This window comes from Thalassospira sp. HJ (assembly GCF_000948415.1).
Taxonomy (GTDB): domain Bacteria; phylum Pseudomonadota; class Alphaproteobacteria; order Rhodospirillales; family Thalassospiraceae; genus Thalassospira.
Genome location: NZ_JYII01000020.1, coordinates 1 through 24,219, shown reverse-complemented (window position 1 = coordinate 24,219; position 24,219 = coordinate 1). Strand labels below are relative to the sequence as shown.

4 protein-coding genes are annotated in these 24,219 nt (G+C 57.3%); 3 read left to right on the top strand and 1 reads right to left on the bottom strand.

What is annotated here, in order from left to right; genetic code table 11:
- Positions 1-45: 45 nt before the first annotated feature.
- A complete protein-coding gene (locus UF64_RS21120) occupies positions 46-22,212 on the top strand; it encodes a hypothetical protein (protein WP_044829606.1) in 22,167 nt (7,388 codons plus the stop codon).
- A gap of 86 nt (positions 22,213-22,298) precedes the next feature.
- Here UF64_RS21120 and UF64_RS15830 read toward each other — a convergent pair whose 3' ends face one another.
- Positions 22,299-23,297: a tRNA-dihydrouridine synthase gene (locus tag UF64_RS15830; protein WP_044829605.1), complete on the bottom strand. Its 999-nt coding sequence runs from the start codon at positions 23,295-23,297 to the stop codon at positions 22,299-22,301.
- 217 nt (positions 23,298-23,514) lie between these two features.
- Between UF64_RS15830 and UF64_RS20585 the strand changes: the two genes are divergently transcribed.
- Complete coding sequence (locus tag UF64_RS20585) at positions 23,515-23,664, top strand: hypothetical protein (RefSeq protein ID WP_161794633.1); 150 nt, start codon at positions 23,515-23,517, stop codon at positions 23,662-23,664.
- A gap of 143 nt (positions 23,665-23,807) precedes the next feature.
- Positions 23,808-23,960 (top strand): hypothetical protein, encoded by a 153-nt coding sequence (locus UF64_RS20580; RefSeq protein ID WP_161794632.1) that lies wholly within the window; start codon positions 23,808-23,810, stop codon positions 23,958-23,960.
- The last annotated feature ends 259 nt before the right edge of the window (positions 23,961-24,219 follow it).

The following is a 24,219-nucleotide window of genomic DNA, read 5'->3' as shown; positions in this document are numbered from 1 at the left end:
GCCGCAGTACTGGTAAAAACAATTCCCATGTAGGGAGTATGTGCTTTGGTCTCGCCCGCCAACCAAGACGACGGTGTTGGAGTAACTGACACCGACATTGATCAGGTACTTGATGACCGCTCGGAAGGTGATTCTGATGCGGTCAAAACTGATTCTGGCGCCAACTCTTTTGGCGAAGGCAATCCCCAATCTGCAGCAACCCAGGTTTTCACCAACATTCAGAACGTCATTGGCAGTGCCTATGACGATGTTCTGGTGGGCGATGGTGGTGACAACACGCTGATTGGCGGCGAAGGCGACGACATCCTCGAATCGGGCGAGGGACAGGATGTCGTGACCGGCGGCGAGGGCCGCGATACCTTTGTGCTCGAAAGCGGTTTCGAGCAGACCACAATTACCGATTTCAACGTTGATGAAGACGAACTGGCACTAAGCGATCTTGGTGTCGACAGCGTCAGCGAACTGATGGCGCTCGTAAGCGAGGATGCGGCGGGCAATGCATTCATCGTCTTCTCGACCGGTGACAAGGTTATTTTTGAAGGCGTTTCGAAGGCAGAACTTGCCAACGTCACGCTGGTTGACGTTCCGCAGATCAACGAAGTTTCTGTTGCAACCGACGGCGGCGATACTGCTGCCGAGGGCGAAGCCAACGTGATTGAGGGCGGCGAAGGTGATGACACCATCGTTGGCTCTGATGGCGATGATGTCATTTCATCGGGCGGCGGTTCCGACAACATTGACGGCGGTGCCGGCGAAGATACCCTGTCGTTTGACGGGGCGGCTGATGGCGTACGCGCCGATATGTCGCAGGGCACCTCAACGGATGCCACCGGTGCCAACCGTACCTCCTATGAAAATATTGAAAATCTGCGCGGTACGTCGGGGAATGACGTTTTGACCGGGGATTCCGGCAATAACAGCCTGTCTGGCGGCGCGGGTGACGACACCTTTGGCGCAAGTGACGGCGCGGACGTCATTGACGGTGGTTTGGGCGAAAACACCCTTGATTACAGCCAGTCTGGTCAGGGTGTGGAAGTAAATCTTGATTCCGGTGCCGGTCGCACCAGCGATGCCGAAGAGTCTTCTTCGCAAGGCGATACCGGTTCGACGACGGATGGCTCCACAGGCGGTGACGCGACGGGTGAAGCTGGCGCGGGTGAAACCGAAACCGGCGGCACGGAAACCGATTCCGGCAGTTCCGAGGAAACAGGCTCAACGGGTTCAACCGGATCGGATGAAACCTCTGGCGAGACTTCTGGTGATGACACCAGCGGTGCATCGGGCGGTGACGAAACCGCTCAGGCCGAAGGCGGTGCCGACAGTGGTGCAAGCGACAGCGGCACGGGCGATTCCGGTGAAGCCGCCTCTGGCGATACGGGCACTGAAACCGGTTCGACCGGCAATTCTGAAACGCAGGAAGATACCACCTCGGGCGAGGCCACTTCCAGCGGTTCGGAAAGCACGGGCGATACTGGTGAAGCAGGCAGCACCGGCGATGCCGGCACTGAATCCGGTTCCGAAGGAACGGGTGAGGATACCGGTGCATCTTCTGGTGAAACCACTGGCTCCACCGAAGGCGACAGCACAGGCGGCGAAACCGCATCCGGTGACTCCGAAACTACCGATGAGTCCGGTTCCGGTGACACGACCGGCGGTGACGAAGTTGTTGCAGGTTCCGAGACCGAAGCTGGTTCGCAAGAATCTGGTGGTGATGCCGAAGCTGGCGCATCGGAAACCGGCAGTGCCGATTCCGGCGAAGCTGCTGGTGAAGGTTCGGAGCAGCCGGTAGACGAAGCAACCGGTGACGAGACTTCCGGTGACGCTGCCGTGCGTGAAGAAACCACTGGAGAAGAAACTTCTGGCGCCGAAACCGGCGCGACTGGCGGCGATGCAGCCGCGGGCGAAGAGAGTACTGGTGAAGAAACCGGTGCCGAAGGTGCGACGGGCGAGAGCGGTCAGACCACCGAAGACAATACCAATGCCGGTGCCCAGGCGGGTGTCGAAGCTGGCGCGGAAACCGGTGGTGAAACCACCGATCCGCAAGCCGGTTCCGATACTTCGGGCGAGGGCAGCGAAGAAACATCTGCAGAAGGCTCGGGCGAGACCGGATCGGGTGATGCTGGCGCGGCTGGTGATGAGACGTCCGGTGCCGATGCCTCTTCCGGCGAAACTGCGGGTGATGAAACCACGGGCGAAGAACCTGCATCTGGCGATACTCCGGCTGATGATAGCGAAGCTGGCGCTGCTTCCGAAGGTGACGCTGGAAGCGATACCACGGGTGATGCGACCTCTGGCGAAGCATTTGGCGATGCCGAAGGTGAAACCGATGGCGGTGTTGTTGATGCCGATGACGGCGACGCCAATGCCTATGACAATCAGCCGACCACCGGCGTTGACCTGGTTCAGGGCGGTGACGAGACCGATATTCTCGGCGGTGGCGCTGGCAATGACACGCTTCAGGGCAATGACGGCGACGACACCCTTGAAGGCGGTTCTGGCGACGACCTGTTGCAAGGTGGTGGCGGCGACGACGTTTTGCGCGGTGAAAGCGGCAATGACATCCTGCAGGGTGGCGATGGCAGCGACAGCCTGTTTGGCGGCGACAATGACGACATGCTGCAGGGCGGTGCCGGTGATGACCTTCTGGTTGGTGGTTCCGGTAACGATGTTCTGGCAGGCGGTTCGGGCAACGACTTCCTGCGCGGTGGCGAAGGTGACGACCACATTCAGGGCGGCAGTGGCGTTGATACTGTCAGCTACAGCGATGCCGAAAGTGCTGTAACCGTTGATCTTGTCAACGAAACCGCGACAGGCGGTGCGGGCAATGACGTTGTCCAGATGGTCGAAAACGTTGTCGGCTCCGACTATGACGATCACATTTCGGGCAACGATTCCGATAACGTTCTTGAGGGCGGTGCGGGCATCGATACGCTGACCGGTGGTGCGGGTGACGATACCCTGACCGGTGGTTCGGGCGCAGATGACTTTGAACTGACCGAGAATTTCGGCAACGACACGATTACCGATTTTGCCGGTTCGGAAGACATTATTGATCTTTCCAAACTTGGCATTCAGGACTTCGCAACCCTGCAAACCATGATGTCCGATGATGGTAACGGCAACACCGTTATCGATTTAGGCGATCAGGGGACGCTCACCCTTGAAGGGGTAAGCAGCGACAGCCTGAGCGCGGATGATTTCCGTGGTTTCGGGCGCATCTTTGAAACCGAAGACAATGATGTCGGCACCGGCACGGACGGCAACGACGCACTGTATGGGTATGGCGGCGACGACACGCTCAGCGGTGGTGCCGGTGATGACGTTGTCTCGGGCGGCTATGGCGATGACACGGTTTCGGGTGGTGCAGGCAACGATACCCTGCGCGGTCAGGAAGGCATTGATGCCGTTGATTATTCCGGTGCTAATGGCGGCGTGCAGGTTGATCTGGGCGCGGGAACCGCGACCGGTGCCGATGGCGACGATGTCCTTGATCGTATCGAGAATGCGACCGGCTCGGACTATGACGACGAGCTGTATGGTGATGATGGTGTTAACGTGCTTAGCGGTGGCGCCGGGAACGATACACTTGTTGGCCGTGGCGGCAATGACACCCTTGATGGTGGCGATGGCGATGACTTGTTCATTGGCGAAGATGGCGTCGATGTCATTATCGGTGGCGAAGGCAGTGATACCCTTGATCTGAGCGCACGCGAAAGCAGCCAGGATGTAAATCTTGCTGCCGGTACAGCGCGCGACAGTGCAACCGGTGAAACCGATACCCTGAGCAGCATTGAAAACGTCATTACCGGTGCGGGTGACGACACCGTTCTGGCATCTGCAGGTGACAACGTCATTTCGACCGGGGCCGGCGACGACATCGTTCGCAATGTTGGTGGCAATGATACAGTCGATGGCGGCGAAGGTAATGACACGGTCGGCTTTGGCGATGTGACCGGCCTGAATGTCGATCTTGCAACCGGAACGGTAATAACGGATTCCGGTGCGTCCCAAGTTACCAACTTTGAGAATGTCATTGGTTCCGGCAATAACGATGTGATTTCCGGTGATGACGCTGCCAATACCCTTTCGGGTCTGGGCGGTGATGACATCATTTCCGGCGGTGGCGGCGACGACGTTCTGTTGGGCGGTGCGGGCAATGACACCATTTCCGGTGGTGCCGGTGATGATGATCTGTCTGGTGGCGCTGGCATTGATACCGTCGACTACTCCGATGTTGATGGTGGAATCACTGTGGACCTTGCCGGTGGCACGGCGACCGGTGATGGCAATGACACGATTTCAGGATTTGAAAACGTTGTTTCCGGATCTGGCGACGATGTCGTTTATGGCAATAATGAAGACAACATCATTGATACCGGTGCTGGCAACGATACGGTATTTGGCAGTGCAGGTGACGACACCCTTATCGGTGGCGAAGGCAACGATACGCTAAGCTACAGCTCCGGTGCCGAAGGTCTTGGCGCGGGTATCACGGTCGACCTCGAAGAAGGAACGGTCACCGGTAACACCTTCACGGATCAGATTTCCGGTTTCGAAGAAATTGAAGGTAGTGCGGCTGCCGACACCATGCTGGGCAGCAGTGGCAATGACAGCTTCGACGGTGGCGCAGGCGACGATACCTTTGATGGTCGCGGCGGGGACGATACCTTCACCGGTGGTTTGGGTGCTGATACGTTTGTTATCAGGTCTGACAGTGGTAATGATCTGGTCACCGATTTCGATCCGGCAAACGATATCATTGATATCCAGGGTATTGACGGGCTTGAGCTGTTCTCTGACATCGTCGATTTCATCGGTGAAGACGCAGCAGGCAACGCAACGATCACGGTTGGCGATGCTGTCATTACGCTTGAAGGTGTTGATCCCGACAGCCTGACCTTTGCCAACTTCAAGGGCATCCGCTCACTCGAAGGTACTGAAAACAAGGACATCCTTGTCGGTACAGACCGCAGTGATGTGATCACCGCCAAAGAAGGCAACGATACGGTTTCCGGCGGCGCAGGCAACGACACGATCGACGGCGGCGATGGCAATGATGTCATTTCCGGTGGAACCGGTACGGATACCATCACCGGTGGCGCCGGTAATGACGTGATCAGTGGCGGTGCCGGCAGCGACGATCTCGATGGTGGCGAAGGCAACGATACGCTGAGCTATCAGGATGCTGCGGGCGGCGTTGACGTTGATCTTGAAACCGGTCAGGCAACCACGGGTGAAGACTCCGATACGATTGCGAATTTCGAAAATGTCACGGGTTCCACGTCTGACGATACGCTTGCAGGCGATGACAATGCCAACGTCCTGAATGGCGGCAGCGGCAATGACGTTCTGTCCGGACGTGGTGGTGACGATGTTCTCAATGGTGGTTCCGGGAACGACACCATTACCGGTGGTGACGGTAATGACGTGATTTCCGGTGGGTCGGGATCAGATACCGCTAATTATGCAGAAGCCTCCGGCGCAGTGAATGTCAACCTTGGCTCTTCTACCGCGACAGGCGCCGAGGGAGACGACACGCTTGTTTCGATCGAAAACGTGATCGGCTCTGACTTCAACGATATTCTGACAGGTTCGTCGGCCAATAATATCATCGAAGGTGGTGCCGGTGATGATGTTATCAATTCGGGCGGTGGTAACGACGTACTATCCGGTGGCGAAGGATCGGATACTTTTGTCTTCACAACGCAAACTGATGCGAATGTGATTACCGATTTCGATCCGGCGGAAGACAAGATCGATCTCTCGGGCTTCGATATTCCTAATTTTGAAGCCCTGAAGAAATTGCTCAGTACCGATGTCAATGGTAACGCGGTAATTACCATCAATGGTAACACCATGACCCTAAATGGTGTTTCACCGGAAGATCTTACGGCGGACAACTTTATTGATATCGAATCCCTTGGTGCTACCGAGGGTGATGATATCTTGCAAGGTTCGACATCGGCCGAGATTATCGATGCTTTGGCGGGCAACGATACGATCAATGGTGGATCTGGTGACGACACCATCTTCGGCAATAGCGGCGACGATACGATCAATGGTGGTGCCGGTCAGGACGTCATTGATGGCGGTGACGGCGAAGATACGGTTGATTACTCGAGCGCTGGTAGTGTTTTAGTCAATCTGGAAACCGGTGTTGGTGGAAGTGTTGGCAATCAGGACACGCTTAGCAACATCGAAAACGTTATTGGCTCGGGTCAGAACGATACCCTTATCGGGGATAGCGGGGGCAACACCCTGTCCGGCGGTGCCGGTAACGACGTTATTTCCGGTGGTGAAGGCGATGATGCTCTGCTTGGTGGTGCTGGTAACGACACGCTTTCGGGTGGTGCGGGCAATGACGCCCTGGTGGGTGGTGACGGCTTTGACACCGCTGATTACAGTGATGCGGACGGTTCGGTAACGGTTGATCTGTCGGCAGGAACTGCAAGCGGTGCTGCTGGCAACGACACGCTCGAAAGCATTGAAAGTATCCGCGGTTCTGATCACGACGATACTCTGATCGGGGATGATGCCAACAACACCCTGTCGGGTGGTGCAGGAAATGATTCCATCGAGGGTGGCGCGGGCAATGACACCCTTGATGGTGGCGTAGGTGATGACATCCTTGATGGTGGCGCAGGTGATGACCTGCTGGTTGGTGGTGCGGGAAGCGACACCATCGAAGGCGGCGAAGGCACAGATGCCATCAGTTATGCAGATGGAAATGCGGTTAGCATTGATCTTTCGGCTGGAACCGCGACCGGAGCTGATGGCACCGATAGCATCAGCGGTGTCGAAAACGTTATTGGTTCTGCGCAGGCAGACACCATCACCGGCGATGATGGCGATAACATTATTAACGCCGGTGCCGGTGCCGACACCATCACCGGTGGTGCAGGTGACGATACGTTAACCGGTGGTACGGGTGCCGATGTCTATGTTGTCGGTCCGGAGGATGGCACAGACACCATCACCGACTTCGCTGTTGGCGAAGACCAGATCGATATTCGTGCTTTGGGTATTGATACCTATGGCGAGCTCTATGAGATGATGGCCGAGAACGAAAACGGTGACCTTGTCATCGATTTCGGCGAAGGCACGTCGATGGTGCTCGAAGGTGTCAGCCTTGACGACATTACCGCTGATAACTTCATCGGCGTACGTGACATTGTAGGAACGTCGGGTGACGACACCATGTCGGGTACCGATGGTCAGGACACCCTGTCGGGTCTTGATGGCAACGACACCATCGATGGCCTTGAAGATGATGACAGCATCTTTGGTGGTGCGGGCGATGACACGCTTATCGGGGGTGAAGGCAACGATATCCTTGATGGTGGCGACGGCGTTGATACCGTCGATTATTCTGACGAAGCTGGCAGCACAACGGTCAACCTTCAGGTCGGGACGGCGACTGCTGCAAGCGGCAATGACACGATCCGCAACGTTGAAAACGTTGTTGCCGGCGCAGGAAATGATGTTCTTACCGGTTCGAACGCCGACAACATCCTGATCGGCGGTGAAGGTGACGATATCCTTGAAGGCCTTGGCGGCGACGACACCCTGTCGGGTGGCGACGGCAACGATACGGCAAGTTACGCCAATGCCACAGGTGGTGTGACGGTTGATCTTGCGGCCCAAACTGCAACGGGTGCGGCAGGCGAAGATACCCTGGAAAGCGTCGAGAACGTTACTGGTTCCGCCCATGAAGATACTCTGGCGGGCGATGCTGGCGACAACACGGTTGATGGCGGTGCCGGCAATGACACCCTGATCGCAAGCGGTGGCGATGACGTTCTGAACGGTGGTGCCGGCATTGATACGGTCGATTACGGAAATGCGACCGGTAGTATTGCGGCCGATCTTGCGGCCGGCACGGTCACCGGACTTGGCAACGATCAGCTTGCCAATGTCGAAAACCTGACCGGTTCCGGTTTTGACGACACCATCACGGGTAATCTGGGAAATAACGTCCTGTCTGGGGAAGATGGTGACGATTTCCTGTCTGGTGGTGAAGGTAACGACACGCTTCTCGGTGGTGCCGGTGACGACACCCTGATCGGTGGACTTGGCAATGACCTGATTGATGGTGGTGACGGTATTGATACCGTTGACTATTCAGGCTCAGAGCAGGGTATCAGCCTTGATCTCGGAACTGGCCAGACCGATGGTGAAACCGGCGATACGGTTCTGAATGTCGAAAATGCCATCGGTTCGGCCATGGCTGACGAAATCACCGGTTCGGATGCAGATAACACCATTCTGAGCGGTGCGGGTAACGACACCATCAATGTCAGTGCTGGCGATGACGTGATTGACGGCGGTGCCGGTCAGGACGTGATTGATTACAGCAACAGCGAAACCGGTGTTGCCGTTGACCTTGAAGCCGGATCGGCCGCCAAGGCCGACGGTACCGATCTGCTGAGCAACATCGAAGACGTGATTGGCTCGGATGCTGAAGACAGCATCGGTGGTTCGGATGCGGCAAACACCCTTTCGGGTGGGGCTGGCGATGACACGATTGAAGGTCGCGCTGGCAATGACGTGATTTCCGGTGGTGCCGGGGATGACACCCTGTCGGGTGGTGAAGGGACCGATACCCTTGATTATTCCGAGGCAACCGGTGGCCAGAACATCGATCTGTCTGCGGGAACCGCGACCGGTGCGGATGGCAATGACACGATTTCCGGTTTCGAAAACGTCACCGGCACAGAATTTAACGACACCATTACGGGCGATGACGCCGATAACGTGATCAATGGTGGCGCCGGGAACGACATGCTGACCGGTGGTGCTGGTGACGACATCCTGGATGGTGGCGCAGGTGATGACAGCTTCGTCGGTGAACTTGGCGATGACACCTATATTGGTGGCGCGGGTGCCGATACGCTGGATTACTCGGATGCTGCATCCGGCCTGAACATCAATCTGGGCACCAACACCGCAACCGGCGAAGATACCGGTACTGATACCTTCAGCGGCATCGAACAGATCATTGCATCTGACCATGATGACGTGATCACTGGTGGTGGCAGCAACGACACCATTCTTGCCGGTGACGGCGATGACATCGTGACCGGTGGTGCTGGCAATGACGTGATCGAAGGTGGCGCTGGCAACGACACCATTTCCGGCGGTGCCGGCATCGATACACTCGATGGCGGCGAGGGCGAGGATACCCTTTCCTTCGCAGATGAATCTGGCGTTTCGGTTGACCTGCAGACGGGCGTAACCAGCACCGGCGACATCATTTCGAACTTCGAAAATGTGACTGGTTCCGGAAATGCCGATACCCTGCGCGGCGATAGCGGTCGCAACACCCTTTCGGGCGAAGCGGGCAATGACATCCTTGATGGTCGCGCGGGTGATGACGTTCTGCTGGGTGGTGCGGGCAATGATACGCTGCGCGGTGGTGCCGGTAGCGACACCATCGACGGTGGTACGGGCAACGATACCCTTGATCTCAGCGATCTATCTGGCGATCAGACTGTCGATTTCACCAACGGTACGGCCTCTGACGGCACGGATACCGACACCTTTACCAATATTGAAAATGTCACCACCGGTGACGGTGATGATCTGATCATTGGCGATGACACGGGCAACGTGATCAATGCCGGTGACGGTGACAACACCGTCAATGCCGGCGAAGGCAATGACGTCATCACGACTGGCGAAGGTTCCGACATTGTCGATGGCGGGGCCGGCAATGACATCATCAATACTGGCGAGGGTGCCGATACCATTACGGGTGGTGCTGGCAACGACGTCATTTCGTCAGGCAGCGGCAATGACCTTGTCGAAGGTGGCGCTGGCAATGACACGATTTCCGGTGGTGTAGGTTCCGATACGCTGGATGGTGGTGATGGTAACGACACCCTTCTGGGTGGTGCCGGCGATGACCGCCTGATCGGTGGCGAAGGCTATGATACCGCAAGCTATGCCGACTCTGAATCCGCCGTTACGGTGGATACCAGCAACCACACCGTTTCGGGTACGGCAACCGGCACCGATACGCTTGAGGGTATCGAGGCCATCGAAGGGTCTGACTTCAACGATACCTTTATCGGTGGTGGGCAGAGCGACACCTTTATCGGTGGTGCGGGTGATGACACCTTTGATGCCGGTGCAGGCAATGACACCCTGACGCTCGGCGAAGGTGCCGACCAGGTGATCTTCAATCCGGGTGACGGCAATGACACGATCACTGATTTCAACCCGGCGGTCGATACCATCGACCTGACCAGCTTCAACATCGCAGGCTACGGCGCGCTGGAACAAATGTTTGGCACGGACGCCAATGGCGATCTGACCATCACGTTTGACAGTGGCGACACCATCACCCTGCAAGGGGTCACCCCGGCAGAGTTGAGTGCCGATAACTTCGTCGGTGTCGATGTTCGCCTTGGCTCTGAAAACGCCGATGAAATGATCGGCGGCAGCGGCGATGACATCATCAACGCCCTTGAAGGCGACGACAGCATCGATGGCGGTGCCGGCAATGACCGCCTGATCGGTGGCGAAGGCAATGACACCATCGATGGTGGCACCGGCGATGACACGCTGGTCGGCAATGCCGGGTCTGACGTGCTGCGCGGTGGTGAAGGCAATGACACCGCAGATTATTCGACCGAGGGTGCAGGCATTGTTGCCGACCTTGAGGCAGGCACTGTAACCGGTGGTGACGGCGATGACGTTCTTGAAGGCATCGAAAACGTCACCGGTACCCTGTTTGACGATACCCTGTCGGGTAACGCAGAAAACAACACCCTGACCGGCCTTGCCGGTGACGACACCTTTGTCGGTGGTGCGGGTGATGACGTCCTTGATGGTGGCGAAGGTTCCGATACCGCCGATTACAGCAGTGCCGATCAGGGCGTTGATGTTGATCTGGCGGCGGGCACCGCAACCGGTCAGGGCAATGATACCCTGATCGATATCGAAGATGTCGTTGGTTCAGACTTCAACGACAAGATTGCCGGTGACGAAAACAACAACACCATTTCCGGCGGCGCTGGTGGCGACGCGATTGATGGTGGTGCTGGTGATGACGTAATCGATGGCGGCGAAGGCATCGACGAAATCAGTGGCGGTGCCGGCGATGACATCATCAATGGTGGTGCCGGTGGCGACATCCTTCTGGGTGAAGCCGGTGATGACACCATCAGCGGCGGCGAAGGTGACGACATTGTCGAAGCCGGTGCTGGCGATGACTGGGTCTATGGCGATGCCGGCGATGACATCCTTGATGGTGGTGACGGTGAGCTCGATACCATCGACTATTCCAATGTCGATGCCGGTGTGACCGTCGATCTGGTCAAGGAATATGCGACCGGTGGCGGCGGGGATGACGTTGTTCGCAACTTCGAACGCGTCATTGGTACCGATTACACCGATACCCTGGTCGGCAGCGACGGGGTCAACACCCTTGATGGTGGCTCGGGCGACGATACCCTTGTTGGCGGTGCAGGCGATGACGTCCTGATCACTGGCGAAGGCGAAGACCTGATCGTTCTTGAGCCGGGCGGCGGACACGACACCGCGACCGACTTTGATGTCGATAAAGACATCATCGATCTGTCTTCCTATGGTATCGAGGATTTTGCCACCCTGCGTGACCAGATGGCCGATGATGAAAACGGCAATGCCGTCATCACCCTTGGCGATGGCGACAGCATCACGCTTGAAGGTGTCTCGGTCGACGATCTTGGTCAGAAAAACTTCTTTGGCTATGACGCCATCATTGGCACCGAGTTCGAAGATGACATCACCGGCAGCCAGCTCAGTGATGAAATCTACGGCCTTGAAAGCGACGACATCATCGATGGTCAGGCTGGCAACGATGATATCCATGGCGACGAAGGCAACGACACCCTGATCGGTGGCGCAGGCGATGATACCCTGCGCGGCGGCGAAGGATCTGACACCGCCGATTATTCCGATACGACCGAAGGTGTTACCGTTGATCTCGGTGCTGGCACCGCGACGGGCGAAGCTGGCAATGACACCCTTGAAAGCATCGAAAACGTCACCGGTGGTGATGGCGATGATGTTCTGATCGGTGATGAAAACGCCAACATCCTTGACGGCGGCGAAGGCAATGACACGGTCTTTGGCAATGGCGGCGATGACACGCTGATCGGCGGCGAAGGCGACGACGTCCTGTCCTACGAAGACGCCGAAAGTGGTGTGAATGTCGACCTGGATGCCGGAACGGCAACCGGTGGTGCTGGTAATGACACGATTGACGGTTTCGAGACCCTGATCGGGTCCGACCATGATGACACGCTGGCTGGCAATGAATTCGACAACGTCATTGATGGCGGTGCGGGCAATGACACCCTTTCGGGCGGTGCCGGCAATGACACCCTGATCGGTGGCGAAGGCGACGATATTGTCGATTATTCCGACCAGACAGACGGCGTTGTTGTTGATCTTGAAAACGGGACCGGTACGGCAACCGATGGCACCGATACCCTCGATGGTATCGAAGGTGCGACCGGTGGTGCAGGTAATGACACCCTGATCGGTTCGACCGGTGACAACGTCCTTGATGGTGGTGCCGGTGACGACACGCTTTCGGGCGGTGCAGGCAACGATACCCTTGCCGGTGGCGAAGGTGCCGACCTGCTTGATGGCGGTGCCGGTGATGATGTTCTGTCGTTCGAAGGTGACAGCGTTGCCGCAGACGGCGACACCACAGACCATGTCGGCAGCCCGACCACCGATGGGACCGGCGAAGTTGCCGATATCGCGGGCAAGAACCTGTCCGATGACAGCTTCGTTGGTGGCGAAGGCAATGACACGCTTGTGGCCGGCGCCGGTGACGATGCGATCATTCTTGATCGTGATCATGAAAACGGTGCGGCCAACCCGTCGATCGTTGATATCGAAAACATCGATGCTGGCGACGGTAACGACGTCGTCGATCTGACCAGCAACACCCATTCCTATGGCGATGTTACGGTTGATGGCGGTGCGGGCGATGACACCATCTGGTCAAACGATGGCGATGACGTCCTTCTGGGCGGCGAGGGTGCCGATAACATCAATGGCGGTGCGGGCAACGACACCCTTGATGGTGGTGCCGGTGACGACGTCCTTGATGGCGGCGAAGGTTCTGACACCATCGACGGTGGTGCTGGCAATGACACCATCGCAGCAGGTGCTGGCGACGATATCCTGATCGGCGGTGACGGCGATGATACGCTTGATCTGTCCGCTGCTGACGGCGCAACCATTGATCTTGGCGCAGGCACCGCAAGCAGCGATGAAACCGGCAGCGACAGCATCTCCGGCTTTGAAAATGTCATCGCGACCGATGGTGATGACACCATCACCGGATCGTCTGGCGATAACACGATTGATGCCGGTGCAGGCAATGACACCGTAACCCTTGATGGCGGTAATGACGACATCGATGGCGGCGACGGTATTGATACCCTCGATCTGTCTGGCACCACCGGTGGTGTGACGGTCGATCTGGCGGCCGGTACGGCAAGCGGTGCCAACACCGGATCGGACACCATTGCAAACTTCGAAAATGTCACCGGCTCGGATGACGCTGATGTCATTACCGGTTCGGACGATGCCAACGTGATTGACGGTGGCGCGGGTAACGACACGCTTGATGGTGGTGCCGGCGACGACATTCTGTCTGGCGGCGCGGGTGATGACACCATCGCGGCCGGTGCAGGCAACGATACCCTTTCGGGCGGTGATGGTGCGGATACCTTCGTCTTCGAAGACGGCACCGATACCGACCTTGTCACTGATTTCGATCTGAACGCGGACGCTATTTCTCTGCCGGATCTGGGCATCTCGACCTGGACCGATCTGCAGCCGCTGCTGTCTGACGGCCCTGATGGTGCGGTCATTACCCTGCCGTCCGGTGGCACGGTGACCCTGTCGGGTGTGGCCGTTGGCGACCTGACCCCGGATCACTTCACCGGTATCGACAATGTCGGCACGCCGGGTGAAGACACCCTTGGCGGTGGCGACGGCGATGACTCGGTCGACGGTGGTGCTGGTGACGACAGCGTCGATGGTGGTGATGGCAACGATACCGTTGATGGCGGTGACGGCGATGACTCCGTTGGCGGTGGCAGTGGTAACGATTCTGTCGGTGGCGGCAGTGGCAATGACACGGTCGATGGCGGCGACGGCGATGATACCGTTGACGGCGGCGAAGGTAATGACTCCGTCGGTGGCGGTAGCGGCAATGATTCTGTTGGCGGCGGCGGCGGTGATGACACGGTCGATGGCGGTGACGGCGACGATACCGTTGATGGTGGCGACGGCAATGACTCCGTTGGCGGCGGCAGTGGCAATGACTCTGTCGGCGGCGGCGCCGGGAATGACACCCTTGATGGTGGCGACGGAAACGACACCGTAGACGGCGGCGATGGTGATGACACTGTCGGTGGTGGTTCGGGTGATGACACCGTCATTGGCGGTGGTGGCAACGATACGCTTGGCGGTGGCGAAGGAACAGACACCCTTGATGGTGGCGACGGAAACGACGTTCTTCAGTTCGAAGCCGACCGTATCGGCCAGGCTGGCGATGAAACCGACCATGCCGGCAGCCCGGGTGTTGATGGCACCGGTGATGTTGCCGATCTCGAAGGCCTTGGTCTGAGCGATGATCAGTTCGATGGCGGAGAAGGTGTTGATACCCTTGTCGGTACGTCGGCCGGTGATGCGATCATTCTTGATAACGATCATGCAGACGGATCAAACGCACCGTCGATCTCCGATGTCGAGGTGATCGACACCGGTGCTGGCGATGACGTTGTCGATCTGACCAGCCAGACTGAATCCTATGGCGATGTCACGGTGAATGCCGGAACGGGCGATGACACCGTCTGGACCAACGAAGGCAATGACAGCATCAGCGGCGGTGATGGCAATGACCACATCAATGCAGGTGCGGGCAATGACATCGTTGATGCCGGTGCTGGCAACGACACGGTTGTCGGCGATGCCGGCAGCGATACGCTTTCGGGTGGCGACGGCTTTGACACGCTTGATATGTCCGATGTCGAGGCCGACATCGCAGTCAATCTGCAGGATGGCACTGCCCACAGCAGCGAAACCGACGATGACGTCATTTCCGGCTTTGAAAATGTAACCACAGGTGCCGGTGATGATACCGTCACTGGCAGCAGTGCCAATGACACCATTTCGACCGGTGCCGGTGCGGACACCATTGATGGTGGCGATGGCATCGATCTGATCGATGGCGGTGCAGGCAACGACGTCATTTCCGATGGCGCAGGCAGCGACCTTGTCCTGGCAGGTGCCGGTGACGATACGGTTATCGCCGGTGCTGGTAATGACAGCCTTGATGGTGGTGACGGGACCGATACCCTTGATCTGTCGAACGCATCGGGCGATGCGGTTGTCGATCTGGGTGCCGGTACGGCAAGCTCGGCTGACACCGGTAATGATCAGTTCTCGAACTTCGAAAATGTCACGACCGGTGCTGGCGATGACCAGATTACCGGATCGAACGGGGATAACGTCATCAATGCAGGTGCCGGTGATGACACCATCGATGGCGGTGCAGGCGATGACACGGTTGCCGGTGGTGCTGGTGCCGATACCTTCATCTTTGCCGATGGCACTGATGATGACGTCGTAAGCGACTTCACCCCTGGCGAAGACAAGATTTCCATTGATGATCGTGGCATCGATAACTGGGGCGACCTTGTTCCTCTGCTAAGCGAAAACAGCAATGGTGACGCGGTTCTGAACCTGCCGGCGGGCGGCACGGTGACCTTTGTTGATGTTGCACTGAGCGATCTCAGTGCCGATGACTTCAACAACATCACCGATGGCGCGACCCCGAATGATGACATCCTTTCGGGCACCGACGACGATGACACCATCGATGCCCTTGCCGGTGACGATACGGTTGCCGGTGGTGCTGGCGATGACACCCTGCTGGGCAATGACGGTGCTGACACCCTTTATGGTGGCACCGGCAATGACAGCCTCGATGGTGGTGCGGGCAACGATACCCTGTCGGGTGGCGAAGGCGACGATGCGCTTTCCGGTGGTGCCGATAATGACGAACTCAGCGGCGGTGCCGGTGACGACACCCTTGACGGCGGTGCGGGCGACGACGTTCTGAACTTCGAAGCCGACGAAACCGCCGAGAGCGGCGATACAACCGAAAACACCGGTAGCCCGGGCGTTGACGGTACCGGCGATGTTGCCGATATCAGCGGCAAGAACATCTCCGATGATACCTTCATCGGTGGCGAGGGTAATGACACCCTTGATATGTCCGAAGGCAACGATGCGCTGGTTCTTGATGGTTCGAAACTTGGCGATGGTCAAACCACTACGCCGACGACCGAAACCCGCACTCTTGGCCTGACCGATCCGGCAAGCTCGGCAGATGTCGAAGCCGCATGGTCGGATGCCGATCTTTATGCCTTTGACTTCGGCACGTCCTATGTGGATGGCAATGGCAAGCTGAACCTTGCCGCGGCTGATGACACCGTCAACTTCGATGGCAATGGCATTGGTAATGACGGCGGCGGTACGGCCGGCGGTCAGATCAACCACGATGCCCAGTCCGGCGAAAGCGAAGCCATCGTTGTCGATCTAGGTGCAGATGCCTCGACCGCGACGGTTCAGGTTTCCAACCTGATGGCCAATGAGGGCGGCGGCGAGATCGGCTCCTGGCAGGCCTTTGATGCCGACGGCAACCTTGTTGCTTCCGGAACCCTTGATGACAGCACGATCAATTACACCAGCAACGGTGTTGGTACGGCGACCATCAATGCCACCGATGGCAGCGGCAACCCGGTTGAATTCCGCTATATCGCGTTTGAAAGCGAGCCGTATGCCAATGGCTCAACCGGCTCTGACAGCAGTGACTTCTTCGTTCGCTCGATCAGCTTCGATACCACGGTGGATGAAACCACGACCGATGGCGCACGCCTTGACGGGGTCGAAGTCATCAATGCCGGTTCTGGCGATGACGTGGTCGATCTGACCAGCGACACCATTTCGTATGGTGATGTCACCATCAATGGCGGTGCGGGCAACGATACCCTTTGGGGTAACGCTGGCGACGACACGATCAATGGCGAACTTGGCCATGACAATCTGGATGGCGGTGCCGGTAACGATTACCTTGATGGCAGCTATGGCGACGACATCATCGATGGTGGTGTTGGCGATGACACGCTGCTCGGCGGTACCGGTGAAGACACGCTCAGCGGTGGCGAAGGCAATGACATCATCATTGGTGGTGCCGACCAAGACACCGTCAACTATGACGATGCGACCGCTGGTGTGAATGTCGATCTGGCGAACTACACCGCAACCGGTGGTGCCGGTAATGACGCGATCTATCAGGTCGAAAACGTCACCGGTTCGGATCATGACGACACGATTTCCGGCGATGCCAAAGCTAACATCCTTAATGGTGGTGCCGGTGACGACACGCTTGCCGGTGGTGCGGGCAATGACCGCCTGATTGGTGGCGACGGTAACGATACCGCTGATTACAGCGATGCAAGTTCTGCGGTAAATGCCGATCTTGCAACCGGTACGGCACAGGTTGGTGCCAACGAAACCGATCAGCTTTCCAGCATCGAGAACCTGATTGGTTCGGATGGCAACGATACGCTGTCCGGTTCGGCTGATAACAACACCCTGACCGGTGGTCTGGGCAACGACATCCTGTCGGGTCGTGCTGGCGATGACGTGCTTGAAGGTGGTGCCGGCGACGACACCCTTGATGGCGGCGAAGGCAATGACACCATCAATGGCGGCAAAGGCAGCGACGTGATCGATGCCGGTGCTGGTGCTGACATCGTTGATGGCGGTGCGGGCAATGATACCGTCATGGCAGGTGCGGGTGATGATACCCTTGCCGGTGGCGAAGGCGACGACACCCTTGATCTAACTGATGCCACCAGCGGTGCCACGGTTGATCTTGCGGCCGGTACGGCAAGCAGTTCCGAAACCGGCAATGACACCATTTCCGGCTTCGAAAACGTGATCGGCAGTGCTGCTGCTGACACCATCACTGGTGACGCGGCCAATAACACGATTGCTGCGGGCGACGGGGCTGACGTCATTGATGATGGCGCGGGCAACGACGTTGTCGATGCCGGTGCCGGTGACGATACCCTGAAGGCGGCTTCTGGCGACGACACCCTTGATGGTGGCGACGGCGAAGACACGCTTGATATGTCTGCCGCAGACGGTGCGACGGTTGATCTGTCGGCTGGTACGGCGACCTCGGCTGAAACCGGATCGGATACGATCAGCAACATCGAAAACGTCATCGGATCGGATGGCGATGATGTCCTGACCGGATCGGATGGCGACAACACGCTTCTGGGTGGTGCCGGTGATGACACCATCGAAGGTGGCGCTGGTGGCGACTATCTTGATGGCGGCGAAGGTCGTGACACCATCAGCTACGAAGGATCGGACGCCGGTGTCGAAATCTTCCTTGGCGATACCGACACCCACACCCACAACCCGGGTGAAGGCGGACGTGCCTTTGGCGGTGATGCGGTTGGCGACATCCTTGCCAACTTCGAAAAGGTCATCGCATCTGCCCATGACGACTATGTCTATGGCAACAGCCAGAACAACGAAGTTGATCTGGGTGCAGGCAATGACACCTTTGACAATGTCGAAGCAGATGTCAGCGAAGACACCGTTGATGGCGGCGAAGGCAACGACCTGATCTGGACCGGCGATGGTGCCGATACCCTGATCGGTGGCGAAGGCAACGATACGCTGCATGGCGAACGCGGTGACGACTACCTTGATGGTGGGACCGGCAACGACAAGCTTTATGGCGGTGAAGGCAACGACACCCTTGATGGCGGCGAAGGCGACGATGAAATCCACACCGGTTCCGGTGCCGACGTTGTTCAGGTCACCAGCCTGATCGGTGACAAGGTCGTCATGGACTTCAACACCAGCGTTGATCAGATCTCGCTTGATGCACTCGATATCAGCACCTGGTCCGAACTGGCGCCGCTTCTGTCCGAAGTGAATGGCAATACGGTCATTGATCTTGGTGATCAGGGCTCTGTCACCCTGCGTGGTGTGCGCCTGAATGACGTCTCGTCGGATATGTTCATCGGCATCGAGAATGATGGTGGCCCGACCCAGTTTGACGATGTCCTGCTGGGCACCAGCGAAGATGACTATATCGACGCGCTGGCCGGTGATGACACCGTCGATGGCGGTGCCGGTAATGACACGCTCAATGGCATGGAAGGCGACGATACGCTTTCTGGCGGTGATGGCGATGACACCATCACGGGCGGCAGCGGCAATGACGTCATTTCTGGCGGTTCGGGCAATGACAGCCTCGAAGGCAACGAAGGCGATGACGTTATCGAAGGCAATGCCGGTGACGACACCCTGATCGGTCATGCCGGTAACGACGTCATGGATGGCGGCGGCGGCGATGATTACATCGACGGCATGGAAGGTGACGACACCATCACCGGTGGCGATGACACCGATACCATTTATGGCTCTGCCGGCAATGACTCGCTTGATGGCGAAGGCGGCGATGACGTTATCTATGGCGGTGATGACAATGACAGCATCGCTGGCGGTGCGGGCAATGACCTGCTGTCGGGTGATGCGGGCAATGACACCCTTGATGGTGGCATTGGCAATGACACGCTGCTTGGTGGTGATGGCGACGATACGCTGCTTGGCGGTGACGGCGATGACGTTCTGTCGGGTGGCAATGGCAATGATCTTCTGGATGGTGGTGCCGGTAACGACACCCTGACCGGAACCAATGGTGCCGATACCCTGCTGGGTGGATCTGGCAACGACACGCTGGATGGCGATGCGGGTGATGACACCTACACCGGTGGTTCGGGCGCGGATCAGATCATTGTTTCCAACAATTCCGGCGACAAGGTCGTCACCGACTTCAACGTCAATGAAGACACGATCAATCTGGCGTCGCTCGACATTGATGACTGGGGTGATCTGCAAGACCAGATGAGCCAGGTCGGCAATGACACCGTGATCAACCTCAATGGTCAGGGCACGCTGACGCTTGTCGGTGTCTCGATGAGCCAGCTCAATGCCGACATGTTTGTCGGTGTTGAACAGTCGTCCGGCCCGACGCCGTATGATGATCTGCTTTATGGCACCAGCAACAATGACACGATTGCCGCCCTCTCGGGTGATGACACGGTCTATGGCCTGAACGGTCAGGACACCATCACCGGTATGGATGGCAATGACAGCCTTTATGGTGGTGATGGAGACGACACGCTTTCGGGTGATGCAGGCAATGACCTGATCGAAGGCGGCAGTGGTCAGGACAGCATCACCGGTGGCACCGGTGACGATACCCTTGATGGCGGATCGGGTGACGACCGCGTCTGGGGTGGCGAAGGTGCGGATACCATCACCGGTGGTCAGGGTCAGGACAAGCTGTATGGTGAAGCTGGCAATGACACCATCAATGGCGGTACCGGCGATGACAGCATCCTGGGTGGTGCTGGCAACGACGTGATTGATGGCGGTGAAAACAACGACCGTCTCTATGGCGGCGATGGCGATGACACCATTTATGGCGGCAATGGCGACGACAAGCTGTATGGCGATGCCGGTAATGACACGCTTGATGGCGGTGCCGGTCATGACAGCCTCTATGGTGGTGCCGGTCGCGATACTGCAAGCTATGCCAGCTCGACCACGGCAGTGGCCGCAAACCTTGAAACCGGCACGGCAAGCAGCAGCAACGGTAATGACAAGCTGAACTCGATCGAGGATCTGATCGGTTCGAACTTCAACGATTACCTGTTCGGCGATGATGGCGCGAACCTGCTCTCAGGCCTTGATGGCAATGACATCCTTGGCGGTGACGACGGGGATGACACCATCTGGGGCGGCGATGGCAATGACAGCATCAATGGTGGTCGTGGTTCGGATGTGATCGATGCCGGTGCTGGCGACGACTATATCGAATACCAGAAAGATGCGAGCTGGACCGGCAGCTATGCCGCGAAGAACGTTGGCGATCCGGGCATGGATGGCACCAACGAACAGATCAATCTGTCTGGCTATAACCGTTCCGAAGACATCATTGATGGTGGCGATGGCACCGATACGCTGGCCATGACCAGTGGTAACGACGCCCTGTTCCTTGATGATACCCAAACTGATCCGGGCACCAGCCCGCGTATCTCCAACATCGAAGTGATCGATGCCGGCAACGGCGATGACATCATCGACCTGACCAGCGATACGCTGACCTATGGCGATGTCACGATTATGGGTGGCACCGGCGATGACATCGTCTGGAGCAACGCCGGCGATGACGTGATTGATGGTGGTTCGGGCAACGACACCCTGTGGGGTGGCTCGGGCAATGACATGATCACGGGCGGTGCCGGTGAAGATGTTCTTAATGGCGGTGCTGGCGATGACGTCCTGCAATACAACGCAGACGGCGTCTGGGATAGCAGCTGGTATGCCGTGAATGACGGTTCACCGGGTGAAGATGGCCATCAGCACAACAGTGGCTGGGGACATCATCACTATAACGGCAATGGCTGGGGCCATGACAGCGATGGTGATGAAGGTACCGGCGACTATGTCAATCTCGGTGGCTACAACCAGTCGAACGATGTCTTTATCGGTGGCGAGGGTGTCGACACCCTGCAGATGACCGATGGCAATGATGCCCTGTTCATCCGCGACAGTGTCAGCGACGCGCATGACAATGTCCGCATCAGCGGTATCGAAGTGATCGAAGCTGGCGACGGTGATGACATCGTTGACCTGACCAGCGAAATCGAAACCTATGGCGACGTCACAATTGATGGTGGCTCGGGCAACGATACGCTCTGGGGCAATGCCGGTGATGACCTGCTGCTTGGTGGTTCGGGCAATGACCATCTTTATGGCAGTGCCGGCGATGACACCCTGACCGGTGGAACTGGCTGGGATACGTTCCAGATCGGCAAAACCGATGGTCACGACATCATTACCGACTTCACGCCGGGCGAAGACATCATTGATCTGTCGGAGTGGAACTACAACAACTTCAACCAGATCCTCAATGACATGCACATGGATACCGATGGCAATGTCGTTATCGAGCTGGGCAATGATGCCTCCGTCACCCTGATGGGCATCAATGATCCGGATGACCTTGATGCTGATGACTTCGGCTTTGGCAACTGATCCGGGCCCAAAGGTCTGATCGAATAAAAACGGGCGGTCATTTTGACCGCCCGTTTTCGTTTGGGTTGTTTTCGTTTAGATGCCGGCTATTCCGCAGCGATCAGGTCATTTGTCCGTCGATTTTCCGGTAATGACATATCAAAGCGCAGCTTGGCGCGCAGTTCGTCAATCGCGCGGATGCGTTTGATCTCGTCAAAGCATGTTTCGCCTTGCGGGTGGCTTTTGCGGATCAGGGCCATCCATTGTTTGATGCGCCCGGCCTGATGGTTTTCCGATGCCCCGTCTGACGCCATCAGATCGCAATAGGCCAGCAGCATGGCCAGAACATCAGACCAGCTTTCGCGTGGCACCCGCGTGCCATTTTCAAATGCCTTGATGCGGCTTGCCAGATCCGGTGCAGCAATGGCACCACGACCGAGCATGAAGCTGTCGCAGCCGGAAATATCGCGGCATTTTTCGTAATCCGCGACATCCCAAATTTCGCCATTGCCGGTCATGCCGATCGAAATGGCTTCACGGATGCGCGCAAGATATTCCCAATGGGCTGGCGGTTTGTAACTTTCCATCTTGGTGCGCGCATGCACGGTCAGATGCTGCGCCCCGCCGGCTTCGACCGCGCGCGCGATATCAAGGAACATCTCCTTGTCGGAATAGCCAAGCCGGACCTTGGCACTGACCGGGATGTGGTCTGGCACCGCACGGCGCACGGCCGAGACGATTTCATAAAGATTTTCCGGGCATTTCAAAAGCGATGCACCGGCTTCGCGCTTGTTCACGGTCTTGGACGGGCAGCCGAAATTGATATCAATGCCCGGTGCGCCAAGCTCGACCGCGACAACGGCGTTTTCGCCCATCAGTTCCGGGTCATGACCCATCAGCTGTACCAGAACCGGCACGCCCGAAAGCGTCTTGCCGCCATTCAAAAGTTCCGGGCAGTAGCGATGAAACACGTGGGCTGGAAACAGGTTCTGCGACACCCGGATAAACTCGGTCACGCACAGGTCGAACCCGCCGGTCGCACTCAGCAATTGCCGAACGCGCCAGTCAACAAGTCCCTCCATTGGTGCCAGCACCAGATGCGTCATCGCGGTTTGATCCAGTCTCAGAAATTCAGTTGGCGGCTTTTACCATAATTGGCCCGAACCTGCCGGTGAAAAATCACAGATCAGCCTTGCCGTCCTGCGCGTGAACAGAACAGATCGTGGGGCGAAATGCGGCAGAAATAGCGCATTTCTGACACGGTTTCAGCGAATTTGGGCGGTAGCTTTGAACCATCAAAAACAACAATGAAAGGGCAACTTCATGCTCTATATCTTTGAAAGCGCGCTTGACGAAGTCGAAGCTGTATCACGCGAAACCCGCGAAAAACTCTCCGGCCTTGATCAGATCCTGCAATCCACATCCGAAAGCCTTCAGGTTCTAAAAGAACGTCTCGAACAGACCGCAAGCTGACAGTTTCGGATTATTCTTGATCCATGTCTTGGAATTTAAACATCGGTTGGTCCATGCTAGGTGCTATGGTAACCAGCGTGAACGTTGCGGTGCGCAAGCCGCCAACGTAACGTCGCCGATATCGAAATAAGGAGGATCGTGGGATGCTGTATATCGTAGAAAAAGCCCTGGATGAACTCGAAGCCGTGCCGAGCGAAAAGCGCGAAGGCCTCAAGCATCTTGATCAGGAAATCAATGATGCGGTGGCAAAGCTTAAAATCCTGAAGGAAAAGCTGAAGGCTGAAGAAAACAAGTAAGCCGCTGACCATCGATCAGTCACAGGCCGTGCAAATTTATGTACGGCCTTATACATTGAGAGGCACGAACATTTGCTATGATGTTGGTGCCTCTTTTCACTTGGGAGCCTGCGTATACGCAGGCTCCCGGACCCGTGAGGTGTTGATGCGGCCTTGGACTTTTACGTCCGTAAAAAAGCTGAACACTCACGGCCTCTGGAGGCATTGTCGAACCGCTGGAAGAGCTTTGACGCTCGAGTATAAGGAGGACATTGCCATG